We start from the raw sequence: 23,872 nt of genomic DNA, 5'->3' as shown, positions 1-23,872 counted from the left end.
GCTGGACAGAACCGCCTTACGATTATATGTCTAGACATATAAGTCAAGCATCCGACAGCGAATGGATACCCGCATGGCAGAGCGCTTCGACCGGATCTGGCACAATGCCCGCCTCGCCACGATGCGGGCCGACCGTCCCGATCTCGGCGAGATCGAGCACGGTATCATCGCCGCGCGCGGTGGCCGCATCGTCTATGCGGGCGCGAAGGCGGACTTTCCTGTCGATGCGGACGCGATCGAGCGGATCGATTGCGAAGGGCGCTGGATCACGCCGGGCCTCGTCGACTGCCACACCCATCTCGTCTATGGCGGCAATCGTGCACATGAGTTCGAGCTGCGCCTGAAGGGCGCAAGCTACGAAGAGATTGCCCGCGCCGGTGGTGGCATCGTCTCCACGGTGGCGGCAACGCGCAGGGCGAGCGAATCCGAGCTCGTCGCGAGCGCGCTGCCGCGGCTCGATGCGCTGATCGGGGAGGGCGCCACCACGGTCGAGATCAAGTCCGGCTACGGCCTCGACACCGGGACCGAGATGCGGCAGCTCGCGGCGGCGCGGAGCCTCGGTCGCCAGCGGCCCGTCGCGATCCGCACCTCCTTCCTGGGCGCGCATGCGCTGCCGGTCGAAGCCGATGGCGACAAGGATCGCTACATCGACCTCGTCTGCAAGGAGATGCTGCCCGCGGTTGCCAAGGCCGGACTTGCCGACGCGGTCGATGCCTTCATGGAGGGAATTGCATTTTCGGCGGAGCAGACGGCACGCGTGTTCGAGGCGGCGAGGGCGCTCGGGCTGCCGGTCAAGCTCCATGCCGATCAGCTGTCGAACCTCGCTGGCGCTGCGCTCGCAGCAAAGTTCTCCGCGCTCTCGGCCGATCATCTGGAGCATACCGACGAGGCCGGCGCGGCCGCGATGGCAAAAGCCGGCACGGTCGCCGTGCTGCTCCCAGGCGCGTTCTACTTCATCCGCGAGACCCAGAAGCCGCCGGTCGAGGCGTTCCGCAAGCACGGCGTTGCCATGGCGCTCGCGACCGACTGCAATCCCGGCAGCTCGCCGCTGACCTCGCTGCTGCTCGCGATGAACATGGGCGCGACGCTGTTCCGGATGACTGTCGCCGAGTGTCTCGCGGGCGTCACGCGCGAAGGCGCGCGGGCGCTTGGCGTGCTCGACGAAGCCGGCACGCTGGTATCAGGCAAATGGTGCGACCTCGCGATCTGGGACATCGAGCGTCCTGCCGAGCTCGTCTATCGCATCGGTTTCAATCCGCTGCATCGCCGTATCTGGAGGGGCCAGTGACGGAGCAGGGCGCCGCGATCATCGTCAAGCCGGGAACGGTCAGCCTCGACGATCTCGCGCGCGTGCTGGAGGGCGCGTCCGTCGTCCTAGATCCCACGTTCTGGCCGCGCGTCGAAGCCGCAGCCGGGATCGTCGCAAGGGCGGCGCAAGCCGATCTCCCCGTCTATGGCATCAATACCGGCTTCGGCAAGCTGGCCTCTAAGCGCATTCCCCCCGACCAGACCGCGCTGCTCCAGCGCAATCTCATCGTATCGCATTGCTGCGGCGTCGGCCCGGCCACGCCCGAAGCGATCGTCCGCCTGATGATGGTGCTGAAGATCATCTCGCTCGGGCGCGGCGCCTCCGGCGTCCGCCGCGAGGTGATCGAGCAATTGCAGGCGATGCTGGCGCGCGGTGTCTATCCCCTGGTGCCGCAGCAGGGCTCGGTCGGCGCCTCCGGCGATCTCGCGCCGCTCGCGCATATGACCGCTGTGATGCTCGGCGAGGGGCAGGCGGTCGTCGGCGGCAAGATCGTGTCCGGCGGCGAGGCGCTCGCCGCCGCTGGCCTTGCGCCCTTGACGCTGGGCCCCAAGGAAGGGCTCGCTCTGATCAATGGCACGCAGTTCTCGACCGCCTACGCCATATCGGGCGTGCTGCGCGCATTTCGCCTCGCCACGGCCGCACTCGTGACCGGTGCGCTCTCGGTCGATGCGGCGATGGCGTCCACGGCGCCGTTCCGCCCCGAAATTCAGGCGTTGCGCGGCCATGCCGGTCAGATCGCAGCGGCCGCGACGCTGACCGCGCTGCTCGACGGCAGCGACATTCGCCTGTCGCATCTCGAAGGCGACGAGCGCGTGCAGGATCCCTATTGCCTGCGCTGCCAGCCGCAGGTCGCGGGCGCCGCGCTCGACCTGATCACGCAGGCCGCGCGGACGCTGATCGTCGAAGCCAATGCCGTGACCGATAATCCGTTGGTGCTGGTCGAAACCGGGGAGATTGTCTCCGGTGGCAATTTCCACGCTGAGCCCGTCGCATTCGCCGCCGATGCCATCGCGCTGGCGCTGTCGGAGATCGGCGCGATCAGCGAGCGGCGCATCGCGACGCTGGTCGATCCCGCGCTGAACTTCGGCCTGCCGCCGTTCCTCACCCCCGATCCCGGCATCAATTCGGGCTTCATGATCGCCGAGGTGACCGCGGCGGCGCTCTATGCCGAAAACAAGCAGCGCGCGCTCGCCTGCTCGATCGACTCGACGCCAACCAGTGCCAACCAGGAAGACCATGTCTCGATGGCCGCTCATGCCGCGCGACGACTGTCCGACATGGCAGACAATCTCGCCGCCATCTTGGGCATCGAGCTCCTGGTCGCGGCGCAAGGCATCACGCTGCGCGCGCCGCATGCGACCAGCGCGCCGCTGGTCGCGGTCATCGCCTTGCTTCGCGAGCAGGTGCCTGCGCTCGGCGCCGATCGCTACATGGCGGGCGATCTCGCCAAGGCCGCCGCGCTGATCGAAGCTGATGCATTGCCGGCCGTGGCGCTCTCCGCGCTTCCATCCGATCCGTTTCCGCGACTTGACTGAAGAGGTTTCCGCATGAATCGCCGACTGGACAACGACCGCACCATTCGTGCCCCGCGCGGCAGCGAGATCAGCGCCAGGAGCTGGTTGACGGAAGCGCCGCTGCGCATGCTGATGAACAATCTCGATCCTGATGTCGCCGAGCGCCCGAGCGAGCTCGTCGTCTATGGCGGCATCGGCCGCGCCGCGCGCGACTGGGAAAGCTTCGACCGGATCACGGCGGCGTTGCGCAAGCTCGAAAGCGACCAGACGCTGCTGGTGCAATCCGGCAAGCCGGTCGGCGTGTTCCGTACCCATGCGGATGCGCCGCGCGTGCTGATCGCGAACTCCAACATCGTGCCGCACTGGGCGACGCTCGATCATTTCAACGAGCTCGATCGTCAGGGCCTGATGATGTACGGCCAGATGACCGCGGGCTCGTGGATCTATATCGGCAGCCAGGGCATCGTGCAGGGCACCTACGAGACCTTCGTCGAGGTCGGCCGTCGCCATTACGGCGGCAGCCTCGCCGGCAAATGGATCCTCACGGCCGGCCTCGGTGGCATGGGCGGCGCGCAGCCGCTGGCCGCAACCATGGCCGGCGCCTCGATGCTCGCGGTCGAATGCCAGCCGAGCCGCATCGAGATGCGGCTGCGCACCGGCTATCTCGATCGCCAGGCTGCAACGCTCGACGAAGCGCTTGCGATCATGGCGGAGGCCGCAAAGACCAAGAAGGCGGTCTCGGTCGGCCTGCTCGGCAATGCCGCCGAGATTTTCCCGGAATTGGTGCGGCGTGGCGTCAAGCCCGATATCGTCACCGACCAGACCAGCGCGCATGATCCGATCAACGGCTATTTGCCGAAGGGCTGGTCGCTCGCCGATTGGGAAGCCAAGCGCGCGTCTGACCCGAAGTCCGTGGAGCGCGCCTCGAAGACATCGATGGTCGAGCATGTTCAGGCCATGCTGGATTTCCATGCGCAGGGCATTCCGACGCTCGACTACGGCAACAACATTCGCCAGATGGCGCAGGACATGGGGCTGAAGAACGCCTTCGATTTCCCCGGCTTTGTGCCCGCCTATATCCGTCCGCTGTTCTGCCGTGGCGTAGGCCCGTTCCGCTGGGCGGCGCTCTCGGGCGATCCCGAGGACATCTTCAAGACCGACGCCAAGGTCAAGGAGTTGATGCCCGACGACAAGCATCTGCACAATTGGCTCGACATGGCCAAGGAGCGCATCAAGTTCCAGGGCCTGCCGGCGCGGATCTGCTGGGTCGGCCTCGGCGATCGTCATCGCCTCGGCCTTGCCTTCAACGAGATGGTGGCGCGCGGCGAGCTGAAGGCGCCGATCGTGATCGGGCGCGATCATCTCGACAGCGGCTCGGTGGCAAGTCCGAACCGCGAGACCGAGGCGATGAAGGACGGCTCGGACGCGGTGTCCGACTGGCCGCTGCTCAATGCGCTGCTCAACTGCGCCAGCGGCGCGACCTGGGTCTCGCTGCATCACGGCGGCGGTGTCGGCATCGGCTATTCGCAGCATGCCGGCATGGTGATCGTCGCCGACGGCACGCCGGAAGCCGCCAAGCGGATCGAGCGCGTGCTCTGGAACGATCCCGCCAGCGGCGTCATGCGGCATGCGGATGCCGGCTACGACATCGCAATCGACTGCGCCCGCGAAAAAGGACTCGATCTGCCGAGCCTTGCGAAGTAGCGCGTTGGCCATTTCGAGCACGAAGAGTTTCGTGTGGCTCGGACGTCGCCGCGGACTCGGTCAACCTCTCCCGCTTGCGGGGGAGGTCGGCGCGGAGCGCCGGGTAGGGGCTCGTGCGACATTGGGAGTGCTCATTGTGGAGACACCCCCACCCCAGCCCTCCCCCGCAAGCGGGAGAGGGGGCGCACCTCGTTCGCGGCTGCGTTCGTCGTTCTAGCCGCTCACCAGCAGCTTCGGCATCGTCGTCTTGGCGCCGTCCATGAAGGTCTGGACGGCGTCGCGGACGATGGCGTCGAGATCGGACGGGATCGGCGTCCCGTAGATGAACTTGCGGATCGCAAGATAAAAGATGCGGCCGTGCAGGCCCCAGAACAGCTCGGTCTCGCGCTCGCTCAGCGGATGGGCCTTCGCATCGGGCAGCTTCAAATCGTGGCGTAGCTCGGCTGCCGCGGGCTCGATGATCTCGCGGCGGACGATGTCGAGATAGCGGCCGGTGATGCCGAACGACTTCATGCCGGAGAAGACGAAGATGCGCACCCAATTGTACTCGAACACGCGCTCGACATAGTCGAGGTAGAAGCGCGTCAGCCGCGCTTCGAGCGACAGCGAGCGGTCGCGGATCATCGGGCCCCAGTCGGGCGACCAGCGGCTGAGATAGACCTCCTGATAGACGCGCTCGATCAGCGCTTCCTTGCTGGGGAAGTGGCGATAGATCGCCGAATGCGTGATGCCCATGCGTTTTGCCAGCTCGCGGGTCTGGCCCTCGAAGCCATGCTCCGCGAAAAAGCGGATGGCCTCGTCCACGATCGCGCGCTCGCGGTCGGCCGCGCGCATGTTGCGGCGCTTTGGCGCGGACCTGTCTGTCTCGGTCCGCTTCCGGAGCGGTCGCTTCGCTGGTTTCTGCGCTTTTCGGGCCATTTCGTCGCTGTTTAGCAATCTCAAGCTGCCTTCTTAGCCTAAAGCTGCATTTGTGACCAAATGGTCATTTCCTGTTGACCGGCTTGCGGCCGCGTGTCAGGATTTTGAGACCAGATGGTTACAAATCTGGCATCCCGGCTGATGAGCCGACGGATTTCGAGGAAACGGCGGTGAAGGCGAGGGCTTTCAGCTATTTTCGTGCTGCGACGATCGACCAGGCGCTGGATGCTCACGCACGCGCCGGGGACGACGCGCGCTTCATTGCCGGGGGCCAGAGCCTCGTGCCGGCGCTGTCGCTGCGTCTGCAGGCGCCGCGGCTCCTGATCGACATCACCCATATCGACGAGCTGCGCGGCGTCAGGCGCGAGGGCGGCTATTTGCGCATCGGCGCGCTGACGCGGCATTGCGAGATGTTGAGCGAGCCGCTGATTGCGGAGTTCGCGCCGCTCTTGCATGCCGCTGCGCCCTTCGTCGCCCATCCCGCGATCCGCAATCGCGGCACGTTTGGCGGCAGCGTCGCGCTCGCCGACCCCGCGTCCGAATTTCCTGCGATGACGCTGGCGCTCGACGCCGAGATCGAGATTGCGGGTCCTTCCGGCAGCCGTCGCGTCAAGGCCGACGATTTCTTCCTTGATCTGTTCGAGACGGCCTTGCAGCCCGGCGAGCTGATCACCGCGGTCTACGTTCCCCTGTTCAAGGCCGACCAGCGCTTTGCGTTCGACGAGCTGGCGCGGCGGCGCGGCGATTATGCGCTGGTCGGTTGCGGCATGCTCGCAACTTTCAAGGGCGATCGTGTCGAAGACATCCGCATCTCCTTCTTCTCGGTCGGCAATACGCCGACGCGGGTGAAGGGCGCCGAGGCCACCCTGATCGGTTCGAGCCTGGATGCGGAACGCATCGCCGCTGCGCAAGCCGCGCTCGAAGGCGATCTCGCGCCGCCCGACAGCGACGAGGTGCCGCCGGCGATGCGACTGCATCTCGCCCGCGTGCTGCTCGGCCGTTTGCTCGGACGCTTGGGTGAGGGCGCATGAGCGGCTTTGATGAAACCTTGCTGGACGAAGCCGACGAGACCGTGCGGGTCCGCCTCATCGTCAACGGCCGCAAGGTCGCCTGCGAAGTCTCGCCGCGCGAGACGCTGGTCGATTGCCTGCGCAACGCGCTGGAGCTGACCGGCACCCATGCCGGCTGCGAGATGGGCGCCTGCGGCGCCTGCCTCGTGCAGCTCGATGGCCGCGCCGTGCACTCCTGCCTGATGTATGCGGTGCAGGCCGACGGCGCGACGATCAACACCATCGAAGGCCTCACCGAGAGCGGCGTGATCGCCGATCTCCAGGCTGAATTCCATCGCCGCAATGCGCTGCAGTGCGGCTTTTGCACGCCCGGCATGCTGGTCAATGCGCAAGAGCTGCTGTCGCAGGTGGCGCAGCCGAGCCGCGAAGAGATCCGCGACGCGCTGTCGGGCAATTACTGCCGTTGCACCGGCTATGAAGCGATTGTCGATGCCATCGATGCGGTGGCCAAGGCGCGCAGCCAGGGCGGAGGTGCCGCATGAGCGCGCCGCTGACCTCGCTCGATCGTCCCAATTCCTACATCGGCCGCTCGGTACCGCGGCCAAACGCCAAGCGGCTGCTGGCGGGGCGCGGACGCTATGTCAGCGACCTCAAGCTGCCGCGGATGCTCCACGCCGCGTTCCTGCGCAGTCCGCATGCGCATGCAAAGATCGTTGCGATCGATGTAGGGGCGGCACGCGCGCTCGAAGGCGTGCATCTCGTCGCGGCCGGCGAGGACCTGGCAAAGATCTGCACGCCCTGGACCGGGACGCTCGACCATTTCAAGGGCATGACCTCGGCACCGCAATTGCCGCTGCCGGTCGACCGCGTGGTCTGGGCGGGGCAGGCGGTGGTGGCCGTCGTTGCCGAGAGCCGGGCTATCGCGGAAGACGCGCTGGAACTGATCGAGGTCGACTACGAGGACCTTCCTCTCGTCGTCGACATTGACGGCGCGCGCGAGGCCGGCGGTCCCGTGATCAATCCCGGCAGCGCCAACAATACTTGCTTCCGCAGCCACCTCGACAGCGGCGCTGTCGACGACGCCTTTGCGCATGCCGCCCTTGTGGTCGAGGAGGAATTGACCTTCGGCCGCCACACCGCGGTGACGCTGGAGCCACGCGCAATTGTCGCCGACTACGATCCCGCCGCGGGCGCGCTCACGGTGCACCACGCGACGCAAACGCCGTATCAGTTCCAGGACCTCTATTCGCGCCACTACGGCATCCCCGAGGCCCGGGTTCGCGTGATCGCGACCGACATCGGCGGCTCGTTCGGGATGAAGCTGCATGTCTATCACGAGGACATGGCGGTGGTCGGCCTCTCGATCCTGCTGGGACGTCCGGTCAAATATGTCGCCGACCGCATCGAGTCCTTCGTCTCCGACATCCATGCCCGCGATCACCGCGTCCGCGCGCGCATGGCGCTGGATGCGAAGGGCGAAATCCTTGCGATGGACGTGCTGGACCTGACTGCGATCGGGGCGTTCTCGACCTATCCGCGCACCAGCGTGGTCGAGGGCAACCAGGTGATCCGCCTGATCGGCGCGCCCTACCGCTTCAAAAACTACCGCGCCACGCTGGAGGTGATCTTCCAGAACAAGGTGCAGACCAGCCAGTATCGCGCCGTCGGCCATCCCATCGCCTGCGCCGTCACCGAGCGGCTGGTCGATATGGCAGCAAGCAGGCTCGGCCTCGACCCCTTTGCCATCCGCGCGCAGAACGTGATCGCGGATGATGCCTATCCGCAGACCTCGCCGACCGGCTACCGCTTCGAGGCGCTGTCGCATCAGGCCTGTCTGAAGCGCCTGCACGAGTTGATGGACTATGACGGCTTGCGTGCCGAGCAGGCCGAGCTGCGCAAGCGCGGCGTCTATCGCGGTATCGGGATTGCGACCTTCGTCGAGATCACCAATCCGAGTCCCGCCTTCTATGGCGTCGGCGGTGCGCGCATCTCCTCGCAGGACGGCGCGATCCTCAGCCTGACGCCCTCGGGTGAGGTGCGATGCCTGATCTCGGTCACGGAGCAGGGGCAGGGTACCGAGGCGATCATCAGCCAGATCGTGGCTGATCAGCTCGGTATCGCGCAGGAGCACGTTAAGGTCATCACAGGCGATACCGAGGTGACGCCGCATGGCGGCGCCACCTGGGCCTGCCGCGGCGCCGGCATCGGCGGCGAGACCGCGCTGCAGGCCACGCGCGCGCTCAAGCGCAACATCCTGGAGATCGCCGCGCTGATTCTTCAGGAGCAGCCGGCGGCGCTCGACATCGTCGATGGCGAGGTCGTCGATGCCGGCACGCGGAACCAGCGGATGCCGATCGCCGAGATCGCGCGCATCGCCTATTTCCGCTCCGATACGCTGCCGCCGGGCACGCAGGCGCAGCTGACCGTCAGCCATCACTTTGCCCCGCAGGGTTATCCCTTTGCCTTCACCAACGGCATCCAGGGCTGCTCGCTGGAGGTCGACGTCGAGACCGGCTTCATCAGGGTGTTGAAGCACTTCGTCGTCGAGGATTGCGGCCGCGTCATCAACCCGATGCTGGTGGACGAGCAGCTTCGTGGCGGCATCGTGCAGGGTCTCGGCGCGGCACTGTTCGAGGAGTGCCGCTACAGCGAGACCGGCCAGCTCATGAACGGCTCGCTCGCCGACTACCTCGTGCCGATGCCGATGGAGATGCCCGACATCGTCATCGCCCATGTCGAGACGCCGACCGCCGACACCGTGCTCGGCGCCAAGGGCGTTGGCGAGGCCGGCACCGCGGCGGCGTCCGCCTGCGTTCTCAATGCCGTCAACGATGCGCTCGCCCCGTTCGATACGACGATCAATTCGATTCCGATCACGCCCGTGAAAGTCCTGAAAGCCCTGAAGCGTTTCTAGAAAAAAGACAGTTGGAGGACACCATGCCCAAATCCGGTTCGACGTCGAAAATAACCCGCCGTACCGCGCTCGCCGGCCTCTCGGCGGGCGCGGCCTTGCTCGCCATGCCCCGGCTCGGCCGCGCCGCGGACGAGACGATCCGCATCGGCTTTCCGACCCCGCTCACCGGACCGTTCGCGGCCGAGGCGCGCGACCAGGTCAAATGCGCCGAGCTCGCGGTCAAGCTCGTCAACGACAAGGGCGGCATCGGCGGCCGCAAGGTCGAGCTGCTGGTCCGTGACGACAAGCTCAATGCCGGCGAGGCCGCGACGCGGACGCTGGAGCTGATCGAGAAGGACAAGGTCCATGCCGTGGTCGGCGCGCTTTCCAGCGCGGTGCAGCTCGCGGTCAACGAGGTCACCCGTGCCCGCGGCGTGATCTACGTCTCGATCAGCCAGTCCGACACCATCAACGAGGCCAAGGATTTCAGCAAATACACCTTCCACGAGGCGCTGAACCCGCACATGACCACTGCCGCGGTGGCCCGGCAGACCCTGAAGAAGGGCATGAAGGTCGCGCATCTCGTGGCCGACTACGCCTACGGCCATGAGATGCTGCGTGGCTTCAAGCGCGCGCAGGCGGCGATCGGCGCGGACAATGTCGGCGAGATCCTGCATCCGTTCGGCGCGGCCGACTATTCCACCTTCATGCCGCGCCTGATGTCGATGCGGCCGGACGTGCTCTGCATCTCCAATTTCGGCCGCGACCAGGCCAATTCGATCAAGCAGGCCGTGGATTTCGGCGTCAAGCAGCAGATGAAGATCGTCGTGCCTGTCATCCTGCACAATCAGCGGCTCGCGGTCGGCCCCGACGTGTTCGAGGGCGTGGTCGGCGGCGCCAATTACTATTGGGGCCTGGAGGGGCAGAGCAAGTCGGCCGCCAGCTTCAACGCGGCGTTCAAGGCGGCCAATGGCGGCGCGATCCCGACCGATTACGGCGCCTATGGCTATTCCGGCGTCGGATCGCTGCTGGCCGCCATGCAGGCCGCCGGCGGCACCGACACCGACAAGGTGGTCGATGCCTTGGAGAAGCTGCAATATGATCTGACCAAGGGCCCGCAGCACTATCGCAAATGCGACCACCAGTCGGTGCAGTCGGTGCTGGTGCTGGAGTCCAAGAAGAAGTCGGCCATGGCGGGCGACAACGATCTGTTCGCGGTCCTCGCCAACGACGCCGGCTCCGACGACATGCTGCGCAGCTGCAGCGAGCTCGGCCACGCCACCTAAGATTTAGACGATGGACCTGTCGCTGATCATCATGCAGCTTCTCTCCGGGATCGCCCTTGGGGCGGTCCTGGTGATCACTGCGCTTGGGTTGACGATCGTGTTCGGCATGCTCGGGGTGGTGAATTTCGCCCACGGCGCGCTGTTCATGATCGGGGCCTATGCGGGGCTGTATCTGGCCTCGCTCACCGGAAGCTTCTGGTGGGGATTGCTGCTCGCTCCCATTTTGATCGGCGCCTTCGGGATGCTGATCGAGTTCGTCCTGATCCGCAGGCTCTATGGACGCTCGATCGACGATCCGCTGCTGCTCACCTTCGGCCTCAGCTACATCCTGGTCGAAGGCGTGCGCATCGTGTTCGGCAGCGACGGCATTCCGTTTCCGACCCCGCCGCAGCTGATCGGCGTGCTCGATCTCGGCATCGGCTTCTTCCCGCGCTACCGCCTGTTCGTGATCGCGCTGGTGGCCGTGGTGCTGCTCGTGCTCTGGCTGACGCTGGAGAAGACCCGGGTCGGACTGATCGTGCGCGCCGGCGCCCGCGATCCCACCATCATGCAGGTGCTTGGTGTCGATATCGGCCGGGTCTGGCTCGCGATCTTCGGCCTCGGCGTCGGCCTTGCCGCGCTCGGCGGCGTGCTGGCGGGCCCCATGCGCAGCGTCAATCCGGAGATGGGCTCCCTGGTGCTGGCGGAGGCCTTCGTGGTCACCGTGATCGGCGGCCTCGGCTCGATCGTCGGCGCGGTCGTTGCGGGTCTCATGGTCGGCATCTCCATCAGCATGGTGGCGCTGTTCGCACCTGAAATGGCGACCATCGTGATGTTCGCACTGATGGCAATCGTGCTGCTGATCCGCCCGCAAGGCCTTTTCGGTGTGAGAGGGAGGACCGCGTGACCGGACCATCGAGCGGCGAAGCGGTCGCCAAACCCTCGTCCGGCGGGCTCGGCTGGCTTCTCGAGCAGCGCGTGCTGCTGTCGGTCGCGGTGTTGGCGGTGCTGCCCTGGGTGCTGCCGTCGCAGGCGCTGGCTGTCAACGTCCTGATCTACGGCGTCGTGGTGATGGGTTACAATCTGCTGTTCGGCTACACCGGGCTGTTGTCGTTCGGGCAGGCGGCATTCTTCGGCGCCGGCGCCTATTTCACCGGCATCGCGATCGGGCGCTACGGCGTGCCGTGGTTCGCCGCGGTGCCGGTCGCGGTCCTGCTCAGCACCTGCCTTGCCGCGGCGATCGGCATCGTCTCGACGCGCACGCGCGGCATCTACTTCTCCATGGTGACGCTGGCGCTGGCCCAGCTGGTTTATTACGTCGCGCTGCAGGCTTCGTCCTTCACCGGCGGCGAGAATGGCCTGCGCGGATTCACCGTCGACCGCATCAACCTGTTCGGCCTGCAGCTCAATTTCCTCGACCCCATCAACAAATACTACGTGCTGATGGCGTTCGCTGCGCTGGCGATGTGGTTCCAGTCGCGCATCCTGAACTCGCCCTTCGGCGCCGTGATCGAGGCGATCCGCGAGAACGAGCAGCGGGCGCGGGCCTGCGGCTACGACGTCGAGCGCAGCAAGCTGATCGTGTTCATGCTGTCGGGCGCGATCTCCTCGCTCGGCGGCTGCATGCTGGCGCTGCATCTGTCGATCGTGCCGCTGGACATCCTGCACTACCAGACCTCGGGCATGATCGTGATGATGGTGCTGCTCGGCGGCGCCCGCAGCTTCTTCGGCCCGTTCGTCGGCGCGGCCAGCTTCCTGATCCTGGAAGACGTCATCTCGCTGTGGACGCCGCACTGGCAGATCTTCGTCGGCGCGATCTTCGTGCTGTTCGTGCTGTTCCTGCCCAAGGGCATCTGGGGCACGCTGCTCGATGCGCTTCGTGTCGGAAAGGCGCGGCCATGAACGGCGAATTGCTCCGCGTCGAAGGCATCGGCAAGCGCTTTGGCGGCTTCGTCGCGCTCGAAGACATCACCGTGTCCTTCGCGGCCGGACAGCTCACCTCGATCATCGGGCCGAATGGCGCCGGCAAGAGCACGTTCTTCAATATCCTCTCGGGTGCGCTGACCCCGAGCTCGGGCAAGCTGCACTTCAGAGGCAGCGAGCTGAATGGCCTGCCGCAGCACCGTTTCGTGCATCGGGGCATCTCGCGCTCCTACCAGATCACCAACATCTTCCCCGACCTCTCCGTGCACGAGAATGTGCGCGTGGCGGCGCAGGCGCTGACCGTGAGCTACGACATCTGGCGCAACCGGTCCCGGCTGACCGAGCTGCATGCGCGTGCCGACGCTGCGCTCGACTCGGTCGGGCTGCTCGCGAAGCGGAACGAGCTGGCGAAATTCCTCTCGCACGGTCAGCAACGTGCGCTGGAGATCGCGATCGCGCTGGTCTCCGAGCCGGAGCTGCTGCTGCTGGACGAGCCGACCGCCGGCATGGGGCCGGAGGAGACCAAGGAGATGGTTGCTCTGCTCGAACGGCTCGCCGAGAAGCGCACCGTGCTGCTGGTGGAGCACAAGATGAAGATGGTGCTGGGCCTGTCCAAGCGCGTCGTGGTGCTGCACCACGGGCGCCTGCTGGCGGACGGCGCGCCCGACGAGATCAGGAGCAATCCGGAAGTCCGCCGGGTCTATCTCGGACAGAGTGAAGGCTATGGCTGAGACCCCGCTGCTCGAAATCGACGATCTCCACGCCTGGTATGGCACGAGCCATATCCTTCACGGCATCTCGTGGCACGTGAATCCGGGCGAAGTGGTCGCGCTCGTTGGCCGCAACGGCGCCGGCAAGACCACGACCCTGCGGGCGATGATGGGACTGATGCCGAAGGCGACAGGCCGCGTACGCTTTGCGGGCAGGGAGCTGCTGCCGCTGCGTGCACACCAGCGCTTCCATCTCGGCCTTGCCTACGTGCCGGAGGAGCGCCGTATCGTCCCCGGCCTCTCAGTGCGGGAGAATTTGCGGCTTGGCCTGGTCGCGTCCGGCAGGGAAATCGAGGAGCGTGCCGCGATCGACGAGATTGCGGAAACGTTTCCGCGCCTGAAGGAACGTCTCGATCAGGAGGGTGTGACCCTTTCGGGCGGCGAGCAGCAGATGCTGGCGATCGCCCGGGCGCTGATCGCGGACCCCAAATTGATGCTGCTTGACGAGCCGTCGGAGGGCATCATGCCCGTTCTGGTCGAGGAGATGGGCGTGCTGTTCCGCCGCTTGCGCGACGAGGGCAAGACGCTGCTCCTGGTCGAGCAGAACGTCGAATGGGCCCTGCGGCTGGCCGATCGTGCCGTCATCATCGACCAGGGCGAGGTGGTGCATCAAAGCAGCGCCGCAGCACTGCTGGCCGACAAGGATATCCAGGAACGCTACTGCGCGGTCTGATCGGCCTTCAGGCCACGACCTTGGCCGCCGAACCGTCGAGGCGTTGCCGTTCGTTCGCGAGGTAGTCGTCGATCGCATCGTCGGGCATCGGCTTTGCGAAGTAATAGCCCTGGATGTAGTCGCAGCCGAGGCGGCGCAGGCTGTCGAGCTGGGCGCGGGTCTCGACACCCTCGACGACGCAGGCGATCTCCATGTCGTCGCACAGGCCCGCGAGCGACTTGATGATCTTGTGGCTGACCGGGTTCTCATTGATGTCGGCGACGAAGCTGCGGTCGACCTTGATCTTGTCGAGCGGCAGACGGTGCACGTGGCTGAGCGAGGAATAGCCGGTACCGAAATCGTCCAGCGAGATGCCGCAGCCCATCGCCTTCAGCGTCGCGATCGACTGCTGCGCGCGCACGAAGTCGAAGGTGACGGCGGTCTCGGTGATCTCGAAATCGATCCGGTGCGGCGGCAGGCCGCTTTTCTCGATGATCGAGATCAGGGGCAGGATGCCCTCGGCCGCACAGACGTCGTGGGCGGACAGGTTGAACGACAGGCGGATGTGATCGGGCCAGGTCCTGGCCGCCGCGAGCGCACGAACCAGCAGCGCCTGCGTCAGCGGCCGGATCAGGCCGATGCGTTCGGCGGCCGGGATGAAGTCGGCCGGCGACACCAGGCCGAGGCGGGAGCTGCGCCAGCGCGCGAGCACCTCGAAGCCGGCGGTGTGCTCGCTCATGGCGTCCACGATCGGCTGGAACACCAGGTCCATCTCGGTGCTGAAATCGGCGGTGCGCAGCAGGTTCTCGATCACGCCGCGGCTGCGGATCTCGGCCTCGAGCTCGCTCGAGAAGGTCACCGTGCGGCCGCGCAGATGGCGCTTGGCGTGATAGAGCGAATAGTCGGCACATTCATAGAGCGCTTCGGCGGTCGTTGCCGATTGCGGAAACAGCGCAAAGCCGATCGAGCAGGAGAGTCCCGTATGGGCGGTGTCGAGCTGGTAGGGCAGCTTGACCTGATCGCCGATGCGTTGGCCGAGCCGGAGCAGATCGGCATCATCGGGGTCGCCGCACACGACGAGGCCGAACTCGTCGCCGCCGAGCCGGGCAAACTCGACCCGTTGCGGGCCAAAGCCCTCGCAGACCTCGCGGATGCGCCGACCGGCCTCGATCAGGACGCGGTCGCCGACCGAGTGGCCGTAATTGTCGTTGATCGGCTTGAAGCCGTCGAGATCGATGATGCCGACGGCGACGCGAACGTTCCTGCGTTCGGCGTCAGTGAAGGCGCTCGACAGCTCGGCGAAGAAGCGGCGGCGGTTCGGCAGTTCGGTGAGGGAATCGAGATTGGCGAGGCGGAAGTTCTCGTCCGACAGCGCTTGCGTCGCCGCCTGCTGCGCCAGCAGCGACTTGCGGCTGGCGACCAGATCGGCGAAGTCGCGATAATAGATCACCAGCACCGTCACCATCGCACCCGAGACCAGGAGGTTGTTGACGGCGATCGCCTTCAACGTCGGCTCGCCGGTGGCCCAGAAGAACAGCACATAGGGCACGTCGACGACCAGCGTCACGATCAGCGCCGCCGAGCGCAGATGCATCAGCGAGAAGATGCAGCCGATCACGGTGACGGCCATGTAGAAGGCGACCTGGCTCTTGGCGAAAGGATCGCCGTAAGGGAACAGCGCGAAGGACCAGGCGGTGAAGCCGGCGCCGATCGGCAGCGTCATCCAGTTGGTGGCGCGCAGGTTGCGCAGGATGTCGGCGTCGGTGCGTACCAGATGGCGCTGCCGCAGCCACCAGAAGGTACGCAGCGCCGCCAGCACGGTGAGCACGCTCGGCACGATCAGCGTCAGCCAGTCCGGCGCCACGTTCACATAGGTGTAGGCGACCGCGATCGTGTTGCTCATCAGGATGAAGTAGAGCAGCGGGATCTGCTTGGAGAAGGCGTCGAACTGCGCGCGCATCAGGTCCGGGTTGTCGTCCGGTACGCGAAACAGCCGCACCGCGGCGGCGAGTTGAGACTTCAAATTGGCGGTCGGCATTGCAATAAGCGCCCCGTATCCCTTCAAAACGGAGGCGATCTTGCATGGCGGGGGTAAAGAGCGCGTTAGACGGGTTCCCTGTGAAAAGGCGAGCGCAGGTTGCACACGGCCGCGGAAATTTCCGGCCGCGTGCATTGGTGAGGTCCCGTTAAGCATAGAGGCCGCCAGGAGACCGTGCGGCGGCCCCGTCGGCCCGTTCGTGGTCACGTCCTGCTAACCATGCGCATGCCGCAGCTGTCGCCCGGCAGCGCCGGACGACGAGCGGCTCACCTCTCCGGGCGAGGTGAACGTCTCCGCTACTTCTTCTCCAGCGCCGCAGTCTGCTTGGCGAGTTGCTTGTCGAAATCCTCCGACAGGGTCGCCACGTAGGTTGCGTTCTCGCCCGGCTTGACGAACGGGTTGGGCGAGGCGTCCTTGATCTGCTGCGCGCGCTTGGCCTGCATGCCATAGACTTCCGGATGCGGTCCGAGCAGCACGTCGATCTTCATCGCCTTCACCTTCGCGTAAGTCGCGCGATAGTCGTCGACGATGCCGGCATGAGTCGGCTGGCCGACCAGCCGGTTCAGCGCCACCGTGCCGCTGCAGAAGAACAGCACCTCGCGGTCCTGGCCGCCGTCCTTGGCGGTCATCTCCCAGCTCGTGCAGCCCGGCGAATGGCCAGGCGTCGCATGCGCGATCAGCGTGGTGTCGCCGAGCGTGACCTTGTCGCCTTCCTTGACGGTGCGGTCGACCTTCACCGGGGGAAAGGTGAGGTCCTCGTTCTTCTCGTCGCCCGGATAGTAGCCGCCTTCGAGCAGCGGCTTGTCGCGCTCGCCGGCGATGAGCTGTGCGCCGGTCTCCTTCTTGATCTCGGCAAAGCCGCCGGTGTGATCGAGATGCGCGTGGGTGTTGAGGATGATCTTGATGTCGGCGACCTTGAGGCCGAGCTTGGCGATGTTGTCCTTGATCATGCCGGTCGACTGGGGCATCGCCGTGTCCATCAGGATCAGGCCCTGCGAGGTCTTGATGACGTAGACGGCAATGCCGTCGGTGCCGACATAGTAGATGTTGCCGATGAGCTGGAACGGCTCGAACGGCGCCGTCCATTTCTTCATGGCGATCGCCAGGAAATCCTTGATGGTCTGCGCTTGCGCGCCGGTCGAGAACAGGGCCAGTGCACACAGCGTGGCCGCGAGCTTTCTCATCGTTTGTCTCCCTTATTGTTCTTCATTTTTGATCGGACACGACTCTCGTACGGCTCGACCGGCGGTCAACTTACGTCGTGCTCGTTGCGGCAGCAACCGCTTCGCGCCGTCAAATAAGCGGTCGCATGCGCGGAATAAGCGCGCCTCTCCGGTTTGAGCATGGCGGGATTGCCGCAACGCCGCCGGTTGATGTTTGACCGCGCGAAAGGAGGCCGCCATACTTTGCGTCAAGACGGGCCGGAAAGACCCGTCAGCACGGGGAGCTGAAATGACAGGTTCATTATCCGTCCTTGCGGGGACGCTGATTGCTTTCGTCTCCGTCTCGGCAAGCCTGGCGCAGCCGGCCTGCGTCACCCAGAACATGGCCGTGCCGCCGGGCGCCAACACCACCGACAAGGCCGCGCCGTTCTTCATCGACACGACGGGGCTCGACTTCAAGACGGCGCCGCCAACGCGCGATCCCCTCAGTGCCAACTATCCGCGGGCGACCGAATTGCCGGACGGAACGCTGCCGCCGCCGGGCGCGGAAGGCAATTTCATCATCGGTCCCACCCACAATCCCGCGCCAGAGACGATCGCGAAGGAGGGCGTGCCGCGCGGAACGACGAAATCCTTCACGCTCTCCTCGAAGGAGAGCACGATCTACAATCCCGGCCTGATCCGCGACGACGTCGCCGGCTGCACCAATTCCTCGATCATGACGACCGTCACCGCACCTGACGACAAGTCGCATATGATCGTTACCACCAGCCATCCCGGAATCTGGTCGCGCACGATCGATGTCTACGTGCCCGCGCAATATGTACGCGGCAGCGAGGCGCCGTTCATCGTGGTCGGCGACGGCGGCTCCAACGCCTACAAGGATCTCGCCACCACGCTCGACAATCTGATCGCGCAGCGCCGGGTGCCGCCGATGATCGCGATCCAGATCGGCAATGGCGGCCAGGACGCGCAGGGCAGCCAGCGCGGCCGCGAATACGACGCGGTGTCAGGCGTCTACGCGCAATTCGTCGAACGCGAGGTGCTGCCGCTGGTCGAGAAGAACGCCGACGTCAAGCTGACCAGAAACCCCGACGGCCGCGCGACCATGGGGCTGAGCTCGAGCGGCGCTGCCGCCTTCACCATGGCGTGGTTCTATCCCGATCTCTATCACCGCGTGCTGGCCTTCTCGCCGACCATGGTCAACCAGCAATGGCCGCACGATCCGTCGCTGCGCGGCGGCGCCTGGGAATATCACAGCGCGTGGACGGGGCCGGCCGGTCCCAACCTCATCTGGAAAGCCGGCGTGCTGACGCCCTCCGATCCGCCCGGCGTGCCGCTGATCGTGGCTGCACCGACGAAGCCGATCCGCTTCTGGTTCTTCGGCGGCGATCAGGACCTGTTCTATCCGAACCCCACCATTCCCGACGGCATGCACGATTGGACGCTGTCGAACGCCCTGATGGCGAAGGTGTTGGCTGAGAAGGGCTACCACTACCAGTTCCTGTTCGTGCGCAACGCCAAGCACGTCGATCGTCCGACGATCGCGCAAACGCTGCCGTCGGCGCTGGAGTGGGTGTGGAAGGGCTATCCCCTTCCCTGAAGGGAGGCGCGCGCCTATCGCCCGATCGTCACGCCCGCGGTCGAGCGCATGGCGTCCCTCAGGCTCCGCGCGTTCATGTCGTCGAGGACCTGCCGCGTCAGCACGGTGGTCTGGCCCGGCGTGTCGAGGATCGTCTCGCCGCGCGAGGATGACAGCCGGTCGGCCCTGGAGGGTGCGGCGGAAGCGGTGGCGGGCGCCGTCGCATGCGCGTGGTGCGGCCGCTTACCGGACGCAGCATAGGCGCCTTGCGGGATACAGAGGGCGGCGATGAGGATCAGTCGCAAGGGTGTCACGGGCATGCGGCCTCCCATGTCCAGAGCGCCACTCTAGCACATGGGGAGCGTTCGCTGGGAAAAGGATCAGGCGAGGGCGGCCTGGCGTTCCCGCGCGGGTTCACGGCCCCGGTCCGGAACACGCGGCTCGGCGAGCCGGGTGAAGCTGCGATGGGCTGCCTGCGCGGGTGCCTCGACGATGACGCCCTCGCAGACGATCTGGCCGCCGAGCATCCTGAATTCCAGCTTGTCGTAGCGCGGCATGGTCTCGCCGTCCGCCGGCGGCAGCAGCCCGATACTGCCCTGGATGTTCAGCGTCGCATCGCCGGTGCCGTGAAGCCGCGGGTTCCACATCCTGATTCCGGTCTCGGCCCAGCGCTGCCGGATCAGTGCGGCGCGATCGGCCGGCTCCGGAGGTCTGGCGCGGACCTTCGGTGCGCTGCGGACCGCCGGTGCAGGAGATGCAGCGACCGGTTCCGGCGCGATCTCCGTGACGATGGTGGGCGAGGTCTCAGCAACGACCGCTTCAACGACAGGCTCAGGATCGTTTGCGGGAGCCGGTTCGATCTCGATTGCGACGCTGGAAGACGGAGCGATATCGCCCACGACGACATCCTCATTCGAGACGTCGCTGGCGGCCACCACGACGCTGGCCTCCTCGATGGCGACCGGCTCCGCATCCTCAGGGATGCCGGGGGAGTGAGCATCGCCGACGGTCAGATCGATGGCGTCAACCGGCGTGATCGCGACATCGGCGGACGAGACGGTTGTCTCTTCAGCAACGACAGGTTCGGCCTCACTCGGGAACTCGGCAATCGGATCGCTGGAGATGATGACGGGCGTGACGTCGACAGGTTCGCTTTCGACATCGATCGACGCGACCGTGGCCTGCTCGGTGTTGCCGGCCTCGACCTCGGTGGAAACGTCCGCCGGCGGATCGTCGTCGATGACGAGTTCGGGGATGACCGTTGGCTCGGCCGCGATGTCGACGGGCGAGGCTGCAGCTTCCGCCACGACAAGCGGCTCGGCCTCTGTCGCGGTCTCCACGGGCGCATCGTCAGCGACGCAGAGTTCAACTGGCGCTGCCGACAGGACCTCTGCGACGGCAGGGATCGCGGCGTCGTTGGCGGCGACCGTTTCGCTCGCCGGCGGCTCGGCCGCGACGCTGATGTCGGAAGGTGCGGTCTCGGCGGCGTCGGTGACGATGGCAGGCGAATCATCTGCCGCGATTGCGGCAACATCGACACTGCCGCCGTGCGGCGCGGGTCGAAGCCGGGAAAACGCCCATTTCACCGCAGGAATGCGGCTCAGCAACGATATCAGTCTCGAAAGCACAGGGAGTTGTCCAAGAGATACTCGGCGTGAGGCAATCGCTGATTCGCCAGCAATATGAAAAACTGCCCCGTCCGTCACATCGATGTCAATGTAGGCGGGACCAATTGCAGAACATCCGCACGCCCGCGCGCGGGTAGGCCCGACCTCGATTTGAATCTGCGGAAGCGATTTAATTTCTGCCGATCGATCTTGTCGTTCTGCGGGAGGGGAGAGTTGTTCCCCTCCCAAAATTTCCCCTCCCAAAGTTCGCGCAGCTACTTGCCGGAGCCTGCGCTGCCGCCGGCCTGGCTGCCCATGTTGTTGGTGTTGCTGCCGCCGGCTGAAGGTGTCTGCTTGCCCTTGCTGTCGGCAGCCTCGTTCTGCATGTTCGACGACTTGCCGGTGGTCATTCCCTTGGTGGCGGGACCTCGCGAGGATTGACCGACGTCGCCTTGACCCGATGCGCCCGGCGCGGGTTGTGTCTGCGCGAAGGCGCCGCCGGTTGCCAGCGCCATGATGCACGCCGATGTCAAAATGATCTTCTTCATCGCGTTTCTCCTGTTGCGTTCCGGAACAACCTCTGCGTGGAAAAGGCGTTCCTAACTCGGCGTGCAGCCCAGCTTGGCGCGCGTCATATCAACGCGCGTTGCGTCGCAAGTCGGGGTTCCCTGCGCTTCCCTTCGAGGGTACTTTGGAACTCCACGGCACCTGGGAAGGACGACGCATGAATAGGATAGTCGCCATCGGAGCAGCTCTGCTCTGGTCCACCATTGCGTTCGCGCAGGATCGCACCATCACTGTGGCCTCGACGACGTCGACCGAACAGTCGGGTTTGTTCGGCCATCTGCTGCCGCTGTTCACGAAGGCCGAGGGCATCAACGTCAAGGTCGTTGCCGTCGGCACCGGCCAGGCGCTCGACATCGGGCGCCGCGGGGATGCCGACGTGGTGTTCGTCCATGACAGGCTTGCCGAAGACAAGTTCATGTCCGAAGGGGAGGGCGTGAAGCGTTTTGACGTGATGTACAACGACTTCATCATCGTCGGTCCGAAAAGCGATCCGGCGCAGATTTCCGGCAGCAAGGACGTGACCGATGCGCTGCGCAAGATCGCTGCGGCAAAGGCCCCGTTCATCTCGCGCGGCGACAAGTCCGGCACGCACGCAGCCGAGCTCAGATTGTGGAAAGAAGCCGGCGTCGACCTCGGTGCCGGCAAGGACGGCTGGTATCGCGAGATCGGCCAGGGCATGGGGCCGGCCTTGAACATGGCCTCGTCGTCGAACGCCTATGTGCTGTCGGATCGCGGTACCTGGCTGTCGTTCAAGAATCGCGGCGAACTCGCCATCCTCACTGAAGGCGACAAGCGGCTCTTCAACCAGTACGGCGTCATGCTGGTCAACCCGGCGAAGCATTCGAATGTGAAGGCTCAGGACGGGCAGGCCTTCATTGACTGGCTGGTGTCACCGAAGGGGCAGCAGGCGATTGCCGGCTACAAGGTCGGCGGCGAGCAGCTATTTTTCCCCAACGCGGCCAACTAGCAGGAAGGCGACGGTCGATACCGCGACGCTGAGCGCGAGCAGGATCAGTCCGAGGCCGAGCGCCAGCGGCAGGTCGCCCTTGCTGGTTTCCAGCGCGATCGCGGTCGTCATGGTGCGCGTGAAGCCGCGGATGTTGCCGCCGACGACGATGATGGCGCCGACCTCCGCGATGGCGCGCCCGAACGCCGCGAGGAAGGCCGTCAGCAGCGAGGTGCGTCCCAGCGCGAGCAGGAGCGCCATGCTGCGGAGGGCCGACAGTCCGTCGATCCGCGCCAGATCGCCGTACTCCGCCCAGAGCAGGCTCGACGGCCGGTGCACCAGCGCGACCACGATCGGGGTGGCGAGCAGCGTCTGCGCGATCACCATCGCGGTGGGCGTGAACAATAGTCCTGCCGGTCCCAGCGGGCCAGATCGCGACAGCAGCAGATAGAGTGCGAGCCCGACCACGACCGGCGGCAGGCCGAGCAGCGCATTGGTCAGCACGATGATGACCTGCCGCCCGCGGAAGCGCGTGATTGCGAGGAAGGCGCCAAACGGCGCGCCGATCAGCAACGCAACGATGCTGGCGGTCAGGCTGACGCGAACCGACAAGGCCACGATGCCGAGCAGCTCGGCATCGGCCTCGCCGATCAGCGTGAAGGCGGCGGCAAAGGATTGCGCGAAGTCGTTCATCCGCGACTGAACTTCGGGGTTCGGCAGCGCGCCTGCGGGGTATCGATGTCGAGGTTGCGCAAGCGCGTCACGGGCGGGTCCCTGCGGTTCGTGGTCCGGAGCAAAGCTGCGAGCCGCAGCCGGCGATCGAAGCCGCTCACAGAATACCCGGCAGGATCGTTTTGAAAACCCGGTTCATCCGGCGAGGAATGCCGCAGCCGTCCCGGCGTCAGGACGCGCGCAGCCCTGCGTTTGGCTGCGCCGGGGCGCCGCCCCAAAGCCAGCTCGCAAGCGGGACGGCAAGTAGCGCGCCGGCGAGCTGCGCGGCGATGAAGGCCGGCACGCCCTGCGGGGCGATGCCCGCAAAGGTGTCGGACAGGGACCTTGCGATGGTGACCGCCGGATTGGCAAAGGAGGTCGAGGCCGTGAACCAGTATGCCGAAGTGATGTACAGGCCGACCGCGTAAGGCACGGCGGCTGGTGTTCGCGACGCGACGCCGAAGATCGTCAGCAGCAGGCCAAAGGTCGCTGCCGCTTCGGCGAGCCATTGCCCGGCTCCGCTGCGCTGCGTCAGGGAGAGCTGGAGCACCGGAAGCTCGAACATCAGATGTGCGATCCACACGCCGACGATCGCGCCTGAAATCTGCGCCGCGACATAGATCGCCGCGTCCCTCCAGGCGGTCTCGCCGCGCATGGCAAATGCCAGCGTCACCGCAGGATTGAAATGGGCGCCCGACACGGGAGCGAAGGTGAGGATCAGCGTGACCAGGATTGCGCCGGTGGCGATCGTGTTGCACAGGAGTGCCAGCGCGATATTTCCGCCCGAAAGCTTCTGCGCCATGATCCCCGAGCCGACCACCGCGGCGAGCAGGAACGCTGTCCCGAGCCATTCGGCGAAGGCGCGGCGCGCAAGTCCCGGCATCAGGCGCCGCGCTCCAGGCGAACCCGCTCGCCGTCTTCCTTGACGAACTCGCCCTGCTGCGCGGGCAGCAGGTCCAGCACCAGCTCGGAGGGCCGGCAGAGTCTTGCGCCTTGCGGCGTGACCACGATCGGCCTGTTGATGAGGATCGGGTGCGCCATCATCGCGTCGAGAAGCTGGTCGTCGGTCAGGGCGGGGTCGCCGAGCCCGAGCTCGGCATAGGGCGTGCCCTTTTCGCGGAGCAGCTCGCGCACGGAAAGTCCCATGCGCAAGGCGAGCTGCTGCAACATCACCCGCGACGGCGGCGTCTTCAGATATTCGATCACGTGCGGCTCGATGCCGGCGTGGCGGATCATCGCGAGCGTGTTGCGCGAGGTGCCGCAAGCGGGGTTGTGGTAGATGATGGCGTCCATAACTCGA

22 protein-coding genes are annotated in these 23,872 nt (G+C 65.8%); 13 read left to right on the top strand and 9 right to left on the bottom strand.

The window, feature by feature from the left end:
- Nucleotides 1-73: 73 nt before the first annotated feature.
- From hutI to hutU, 3 genes are read left to right on the top strand one after another with little or no spacing between them, the layout of a single operon-like run.
- Nucleotides 74-1,288 (top strand): imidazolonepropionase, encoded by a 1,215-nt coding sequence (gene hutI, locus JQ617_RS11155; protein ID WP_212026353.1) that lies wholly within the window; start codon nt 74-76, stop codon nt 1,286-1,288.
- On the top strand, nt 1,285-2,844 hold the full coding sequence (hutH, locus tag JQ617_RS11150) for a histidine ammonia-lyase (RefSeq protein WP_212026352.1): 1,560 nt from the start codon (nt 1,285-1,287) through the stop codon (nt 2,842-2,844). The genes hutI and hutH overlap by 4 nt, the downstream gene beginning before the upstream one ends.
- Nucleotides 2,845-2,856: 12 nt before the next feature.
- Complete coding sequence (gene hutU, locus JQ617_RS11145) at nt 2,857-4,527, top strand: urocanate hydratase (protein ID WP_212026351.1); 1,671 nt, start codon at nt 2,857-2,859, stop codon at nt 4,525-4,527.
- Nucleotides 4,528-4,740: 213 nt separating this feature from the next.
- On the opposite strand, the gene JQ617_RS11140 is transcribed toward hutU, so the two are convergent.
- A complete protein-coding gene (locus JQ617_RS11140; RefSeq protein ID WP_212026350.1) occupies nt 4,741-5,361 on the bottom strand; it encodes a TetR/AcrR family transcriptional regulator in 621 nt (206 codons plus the stop codon).
- 254 nt (nt 5,362-5,615) lie between these two features.
- Here JQ617_RS11140 and JQ617_RS11135 point away from each other — a divergent pair, with 254 nt between their 5' ends.
- The 8 genes from JQ617_RS11135 to JQ617_RS11100 are packed head-to-tail and all read left to right on the top strand — an operon-like array spanning nt 5,616 to nt 13,979.
- On the top strand, nt 5,616-6,476 hold the full coding sequence (locus tag JQ617_RS11135) for an FAD binding domain-containing protein (protein ID WP_212026349.1): 861 nt from the start codon (nt 5,616-5,618) through the stop codon (nt 6,474-6,476).
- Nucleotides 6,473-6,997: a (2Fe-2S)-binding protein gene (locus JQ617_RS11130; RefSeq protein ID WP_212026348.1), complete on the top strand. Its 525-nt coding sequence runs from the start codon at nt 6,473-6,475 to the stop codon at nt 6,995-6,997. Before JQ617_RS11135 ends, JQ617_RS11130 begins: the two co-directional genes overlap by 4 nt.
- Nucleotides 6,994-9,369 carry a xanthine dehydrogenase family protein molybdopterin-binding subunit gene (locus JQ617_RS11125; RefSeq protein WP_212026347.1) on the top strand — a complete coding sequence of 792 codons (2,376 nt, stop codon included), beginning with the start codon at nt 6,994-6,996 and terminating at the stop codon, nt 9,367-9,369. Before JQ617_RS11130 ends, JQ617_RS11125 begins: the two co-directional genes overlap by 4 nt.
- Before the next feature lie 23 nt (nt 9,370-9,392).
- On the top strand, nt 9,393-10,634 hold the full coding sequence (locus JQ617_RS11120; RefSeq protein WP_063690688.1) for an ABC transporter substrate-binding protein: 1,242 nt from the start codon (nt 9,393-9,395) through the stop codon (nt 10,632-10,634).
- A 10-nt stretch (nt 10,635-10,644) separates the two neighbouring features.
- Entirely contained in the window at nt 10,645-11,520 is an 876-nt protein-coding gene (locus tag JQ617_RS11115; RefSeq protein WP_063688599.1) for a branched-chain amino acid ABC transporter permease, read from the top strand.
- Nucleotides 11,517-12,515, top strand: a complete 999-nt coding sequence (locus JQ617_RS11110; protein ID WP_212026346.1) for a branched-chain amino acid ABC transporter permease — start codon at nt 11,517-11,519, stop codon at nt 12,513-12,515. The genes JQ617_RS11115 and JQ617_RS11110 overlap by 4 nt, the downstream gene beginning before the upstream one ends.
- On the top strand, nt 12,512-13,267 hold the full coding sequence (locus tag JQ617_RS11105; RefSeq protein WP_212026345.1) for an ABC transporter ATP-binding protein: 756 nt from the start codon (nt 12,512-12,514) through the stop codon (nt 13,265-13,267). Before JQ617_RS11110 ends, JQ617_RS11105 begins: the two co-directional genes overlap by 4 nt.
- A complete protein-coding gene (locus tag JQ617_RS11100; RefSeq protein WP_212026344.1) occupies nt 13,260-13,979 on the top strand; it encodes an ABC transporter ATP-binding protein in 720 nt (239 codons plus the stop codon). The genes JQ617_RS11105 and JQ617_RS11100 overlap by 8 nt, the downstream gene beginning before the upstream one ends.
- 7 nt (nt 13,980-13,986) lie before the next feature.
- Here the strand turns inward: JQ617_RS11100 and JQ617_RS11095 are convergent, their stop codons facing one another.
- Together JQ617_RS11095 and blaBJP are read right to left on the bottom strand one after the other, a co-directional pair.
- Entirely contained in the window at nt 13,987-15,996 is a 2,010-nt protein-coding gene (locus tag JQ617_RS11095; protein WP_212026343.1) for a putative bifunctional diguanylate cyclase/phosphodiesterase, read from the bottom strand.
- Nucleotides 15,997-16,292: 296 nt separating this feature from the next.
- Nucleotides 16,293-17,180: a BJP family subclass B3 metallo-beta-lactamase gene (gene blaBJP, locus JQ617_RS11090; protein ID WP_212026342.1), complete on the bottom strand. Its 888-nt coding sequence runs from the start codon at nt 17,178-17,180 to the stop codon at nt 16,293-16,295.
- A 268-nt stretch (nt 17,181-17,448) separates the two neighbouring features.
- Between blaBJP and JQ617_RS11085 the strand changes: the two genes are divergently transcribed.
- The gene (locus JQ617_RS11085) at nt 17,449-18,762 is read left to right on the top strand and encodes an alpha/beta hydrolase (protein WP_212026341.1); all 1,314 of its coding nucleotides are present in this window, start codon (nt 17,449-17,451) and stop codon (nt 18,760-18,762) included.
- A 14-nt stretch (nt 18,763-18,776) separates the two neighbouring features.
- Here the strand turns inward: JQ617_RS11085 and JQ617_RS11080 are convergent, their stop codons facing one another.
- From JQ617_RS11080 to JQ617_RS11070, 3 genes are all read right to left on the bottom strand, one after another.
- On the bottom strand, nt 18,777-19,061 hold the full coding sequence (locus tag JQ617_RS11080) for a TonB-dependent receptor plug domain-containing protein (protein ID WP_212026340.1): 285 nt from the start codon (nt 19,059-19,061) through the stop codon (nt 18,777-18,779).
- 60 nt (nt 19,062-19,121) lie between these two features.
- Nucleotides 19,122-20,447, bottom strand: a complete 1,326-nt coding sequence (locus JQ617_RS11075; RefSeq protein ID WP_349630607.1) for a hypothetical protein — start codon at nt 20,445-20,447, stop codon at nt 19,122-19,124.
- 176 nt (nt 20,448-20,623) lie between these two features.
- The gene (locus tag JQ617_RS11070; protein WP_212026339.1) at nt 20,624-20,896 is read right to left on the bottom strand and encodes a hypothetical protein; all 273 of its coding nucleotides are present in this window, start codon (nt 20,894-20,896) and stop codon (nt 20,624-20,626) included.
- Nucleotides 20,897-21,072: 176 nt separating this feature from the next.
- On the opposite strand from JQ617_RS11070, the gene JQ617_RS11065 reads away from it, so the two are divergent.
- Nucleotides 21,073-21,882 carry an ABC transporter substrate-binding protein gene (locus JQ617_RS11065; protein ID WP_212026338.1) on the top strand — a complete coding sequence of 270 codons (810 nt, stop codon included), beginning with the start codon at nt 21,073-21,075 and terminating at the stop codon, nt 21,880-21,882.
- On the opposite strand, the gene JQ617_RS11060 is transcribed toward JQ617_RS11065, so the two are convergent.
- The 3 genes from JQ617_RS11060 to arsC all read right to left on the bottom strand — a co-directional run bounded on the left by JQ617_RS11060 (nt 21,856) and on the right by arsC (nt 23,865).
- Nucleotides 21,856-22,554 (bottom strand): ABC transporter permease, encoded by a 699-nt coding sequence (locus JQ617_RS11060; protein WP_212026337.1) that lies wholly within the window; start codon nt 22,552-22,554, stop codon nt 21,856-21,858. The two genes, JQ617_RS11065 and JQ617_RS11060, sit on opposite strands and share 27 nt — an antisense overlap.
- A 208-nt stretch (nt 22,555-22,762) precedes the next feature.
- Nucleotides 22,763-23,455: an aquaporin gene (locus tag JQ617_RS11055; protein ID WP_212026336.1), complete on the bottom strand. Its 693-nt coding sequence runs from the start codon at nt 23,453-23,455 to the stop codon at nt 22,763-22,765.
- Nucleotides 23,455-23,865 carry an arsenate reductase (glutaredoxin) gene (gene arsC, locus JQ617_RS11050; RefSeq protein ID WP_212026335.1) on the bottom strand — a complete coding sequence of 137 codons (411 nt, stop codon included), beginning with the start codon at nt 23,863-23,865 and terminating at the stop codon, nt 23,455-23,457. Before arsC ends, JQ617_RS11055 begins: the two co-directional genes overlap by 1 nt.
- Nucleotides 23,866-23,872 lie beyond the last annotated feature (7 nt).

It is taken from the genome of Bradyrhizobium sp. KB893862 SZCCT0404 (assembly GCF_018130885.1).
GTDB classification, from domain to species: domain Bacteria; phylum Pseudomonadota; class Alphaproteobacteria; order Rhizobiales; family Xanthobacteraceae; genus Bradyrhizobium; species Bradyrhizobium stylosanthis.
This window is presented reverse-complemented; position numbering and strand designations above follow the sequence as displayed.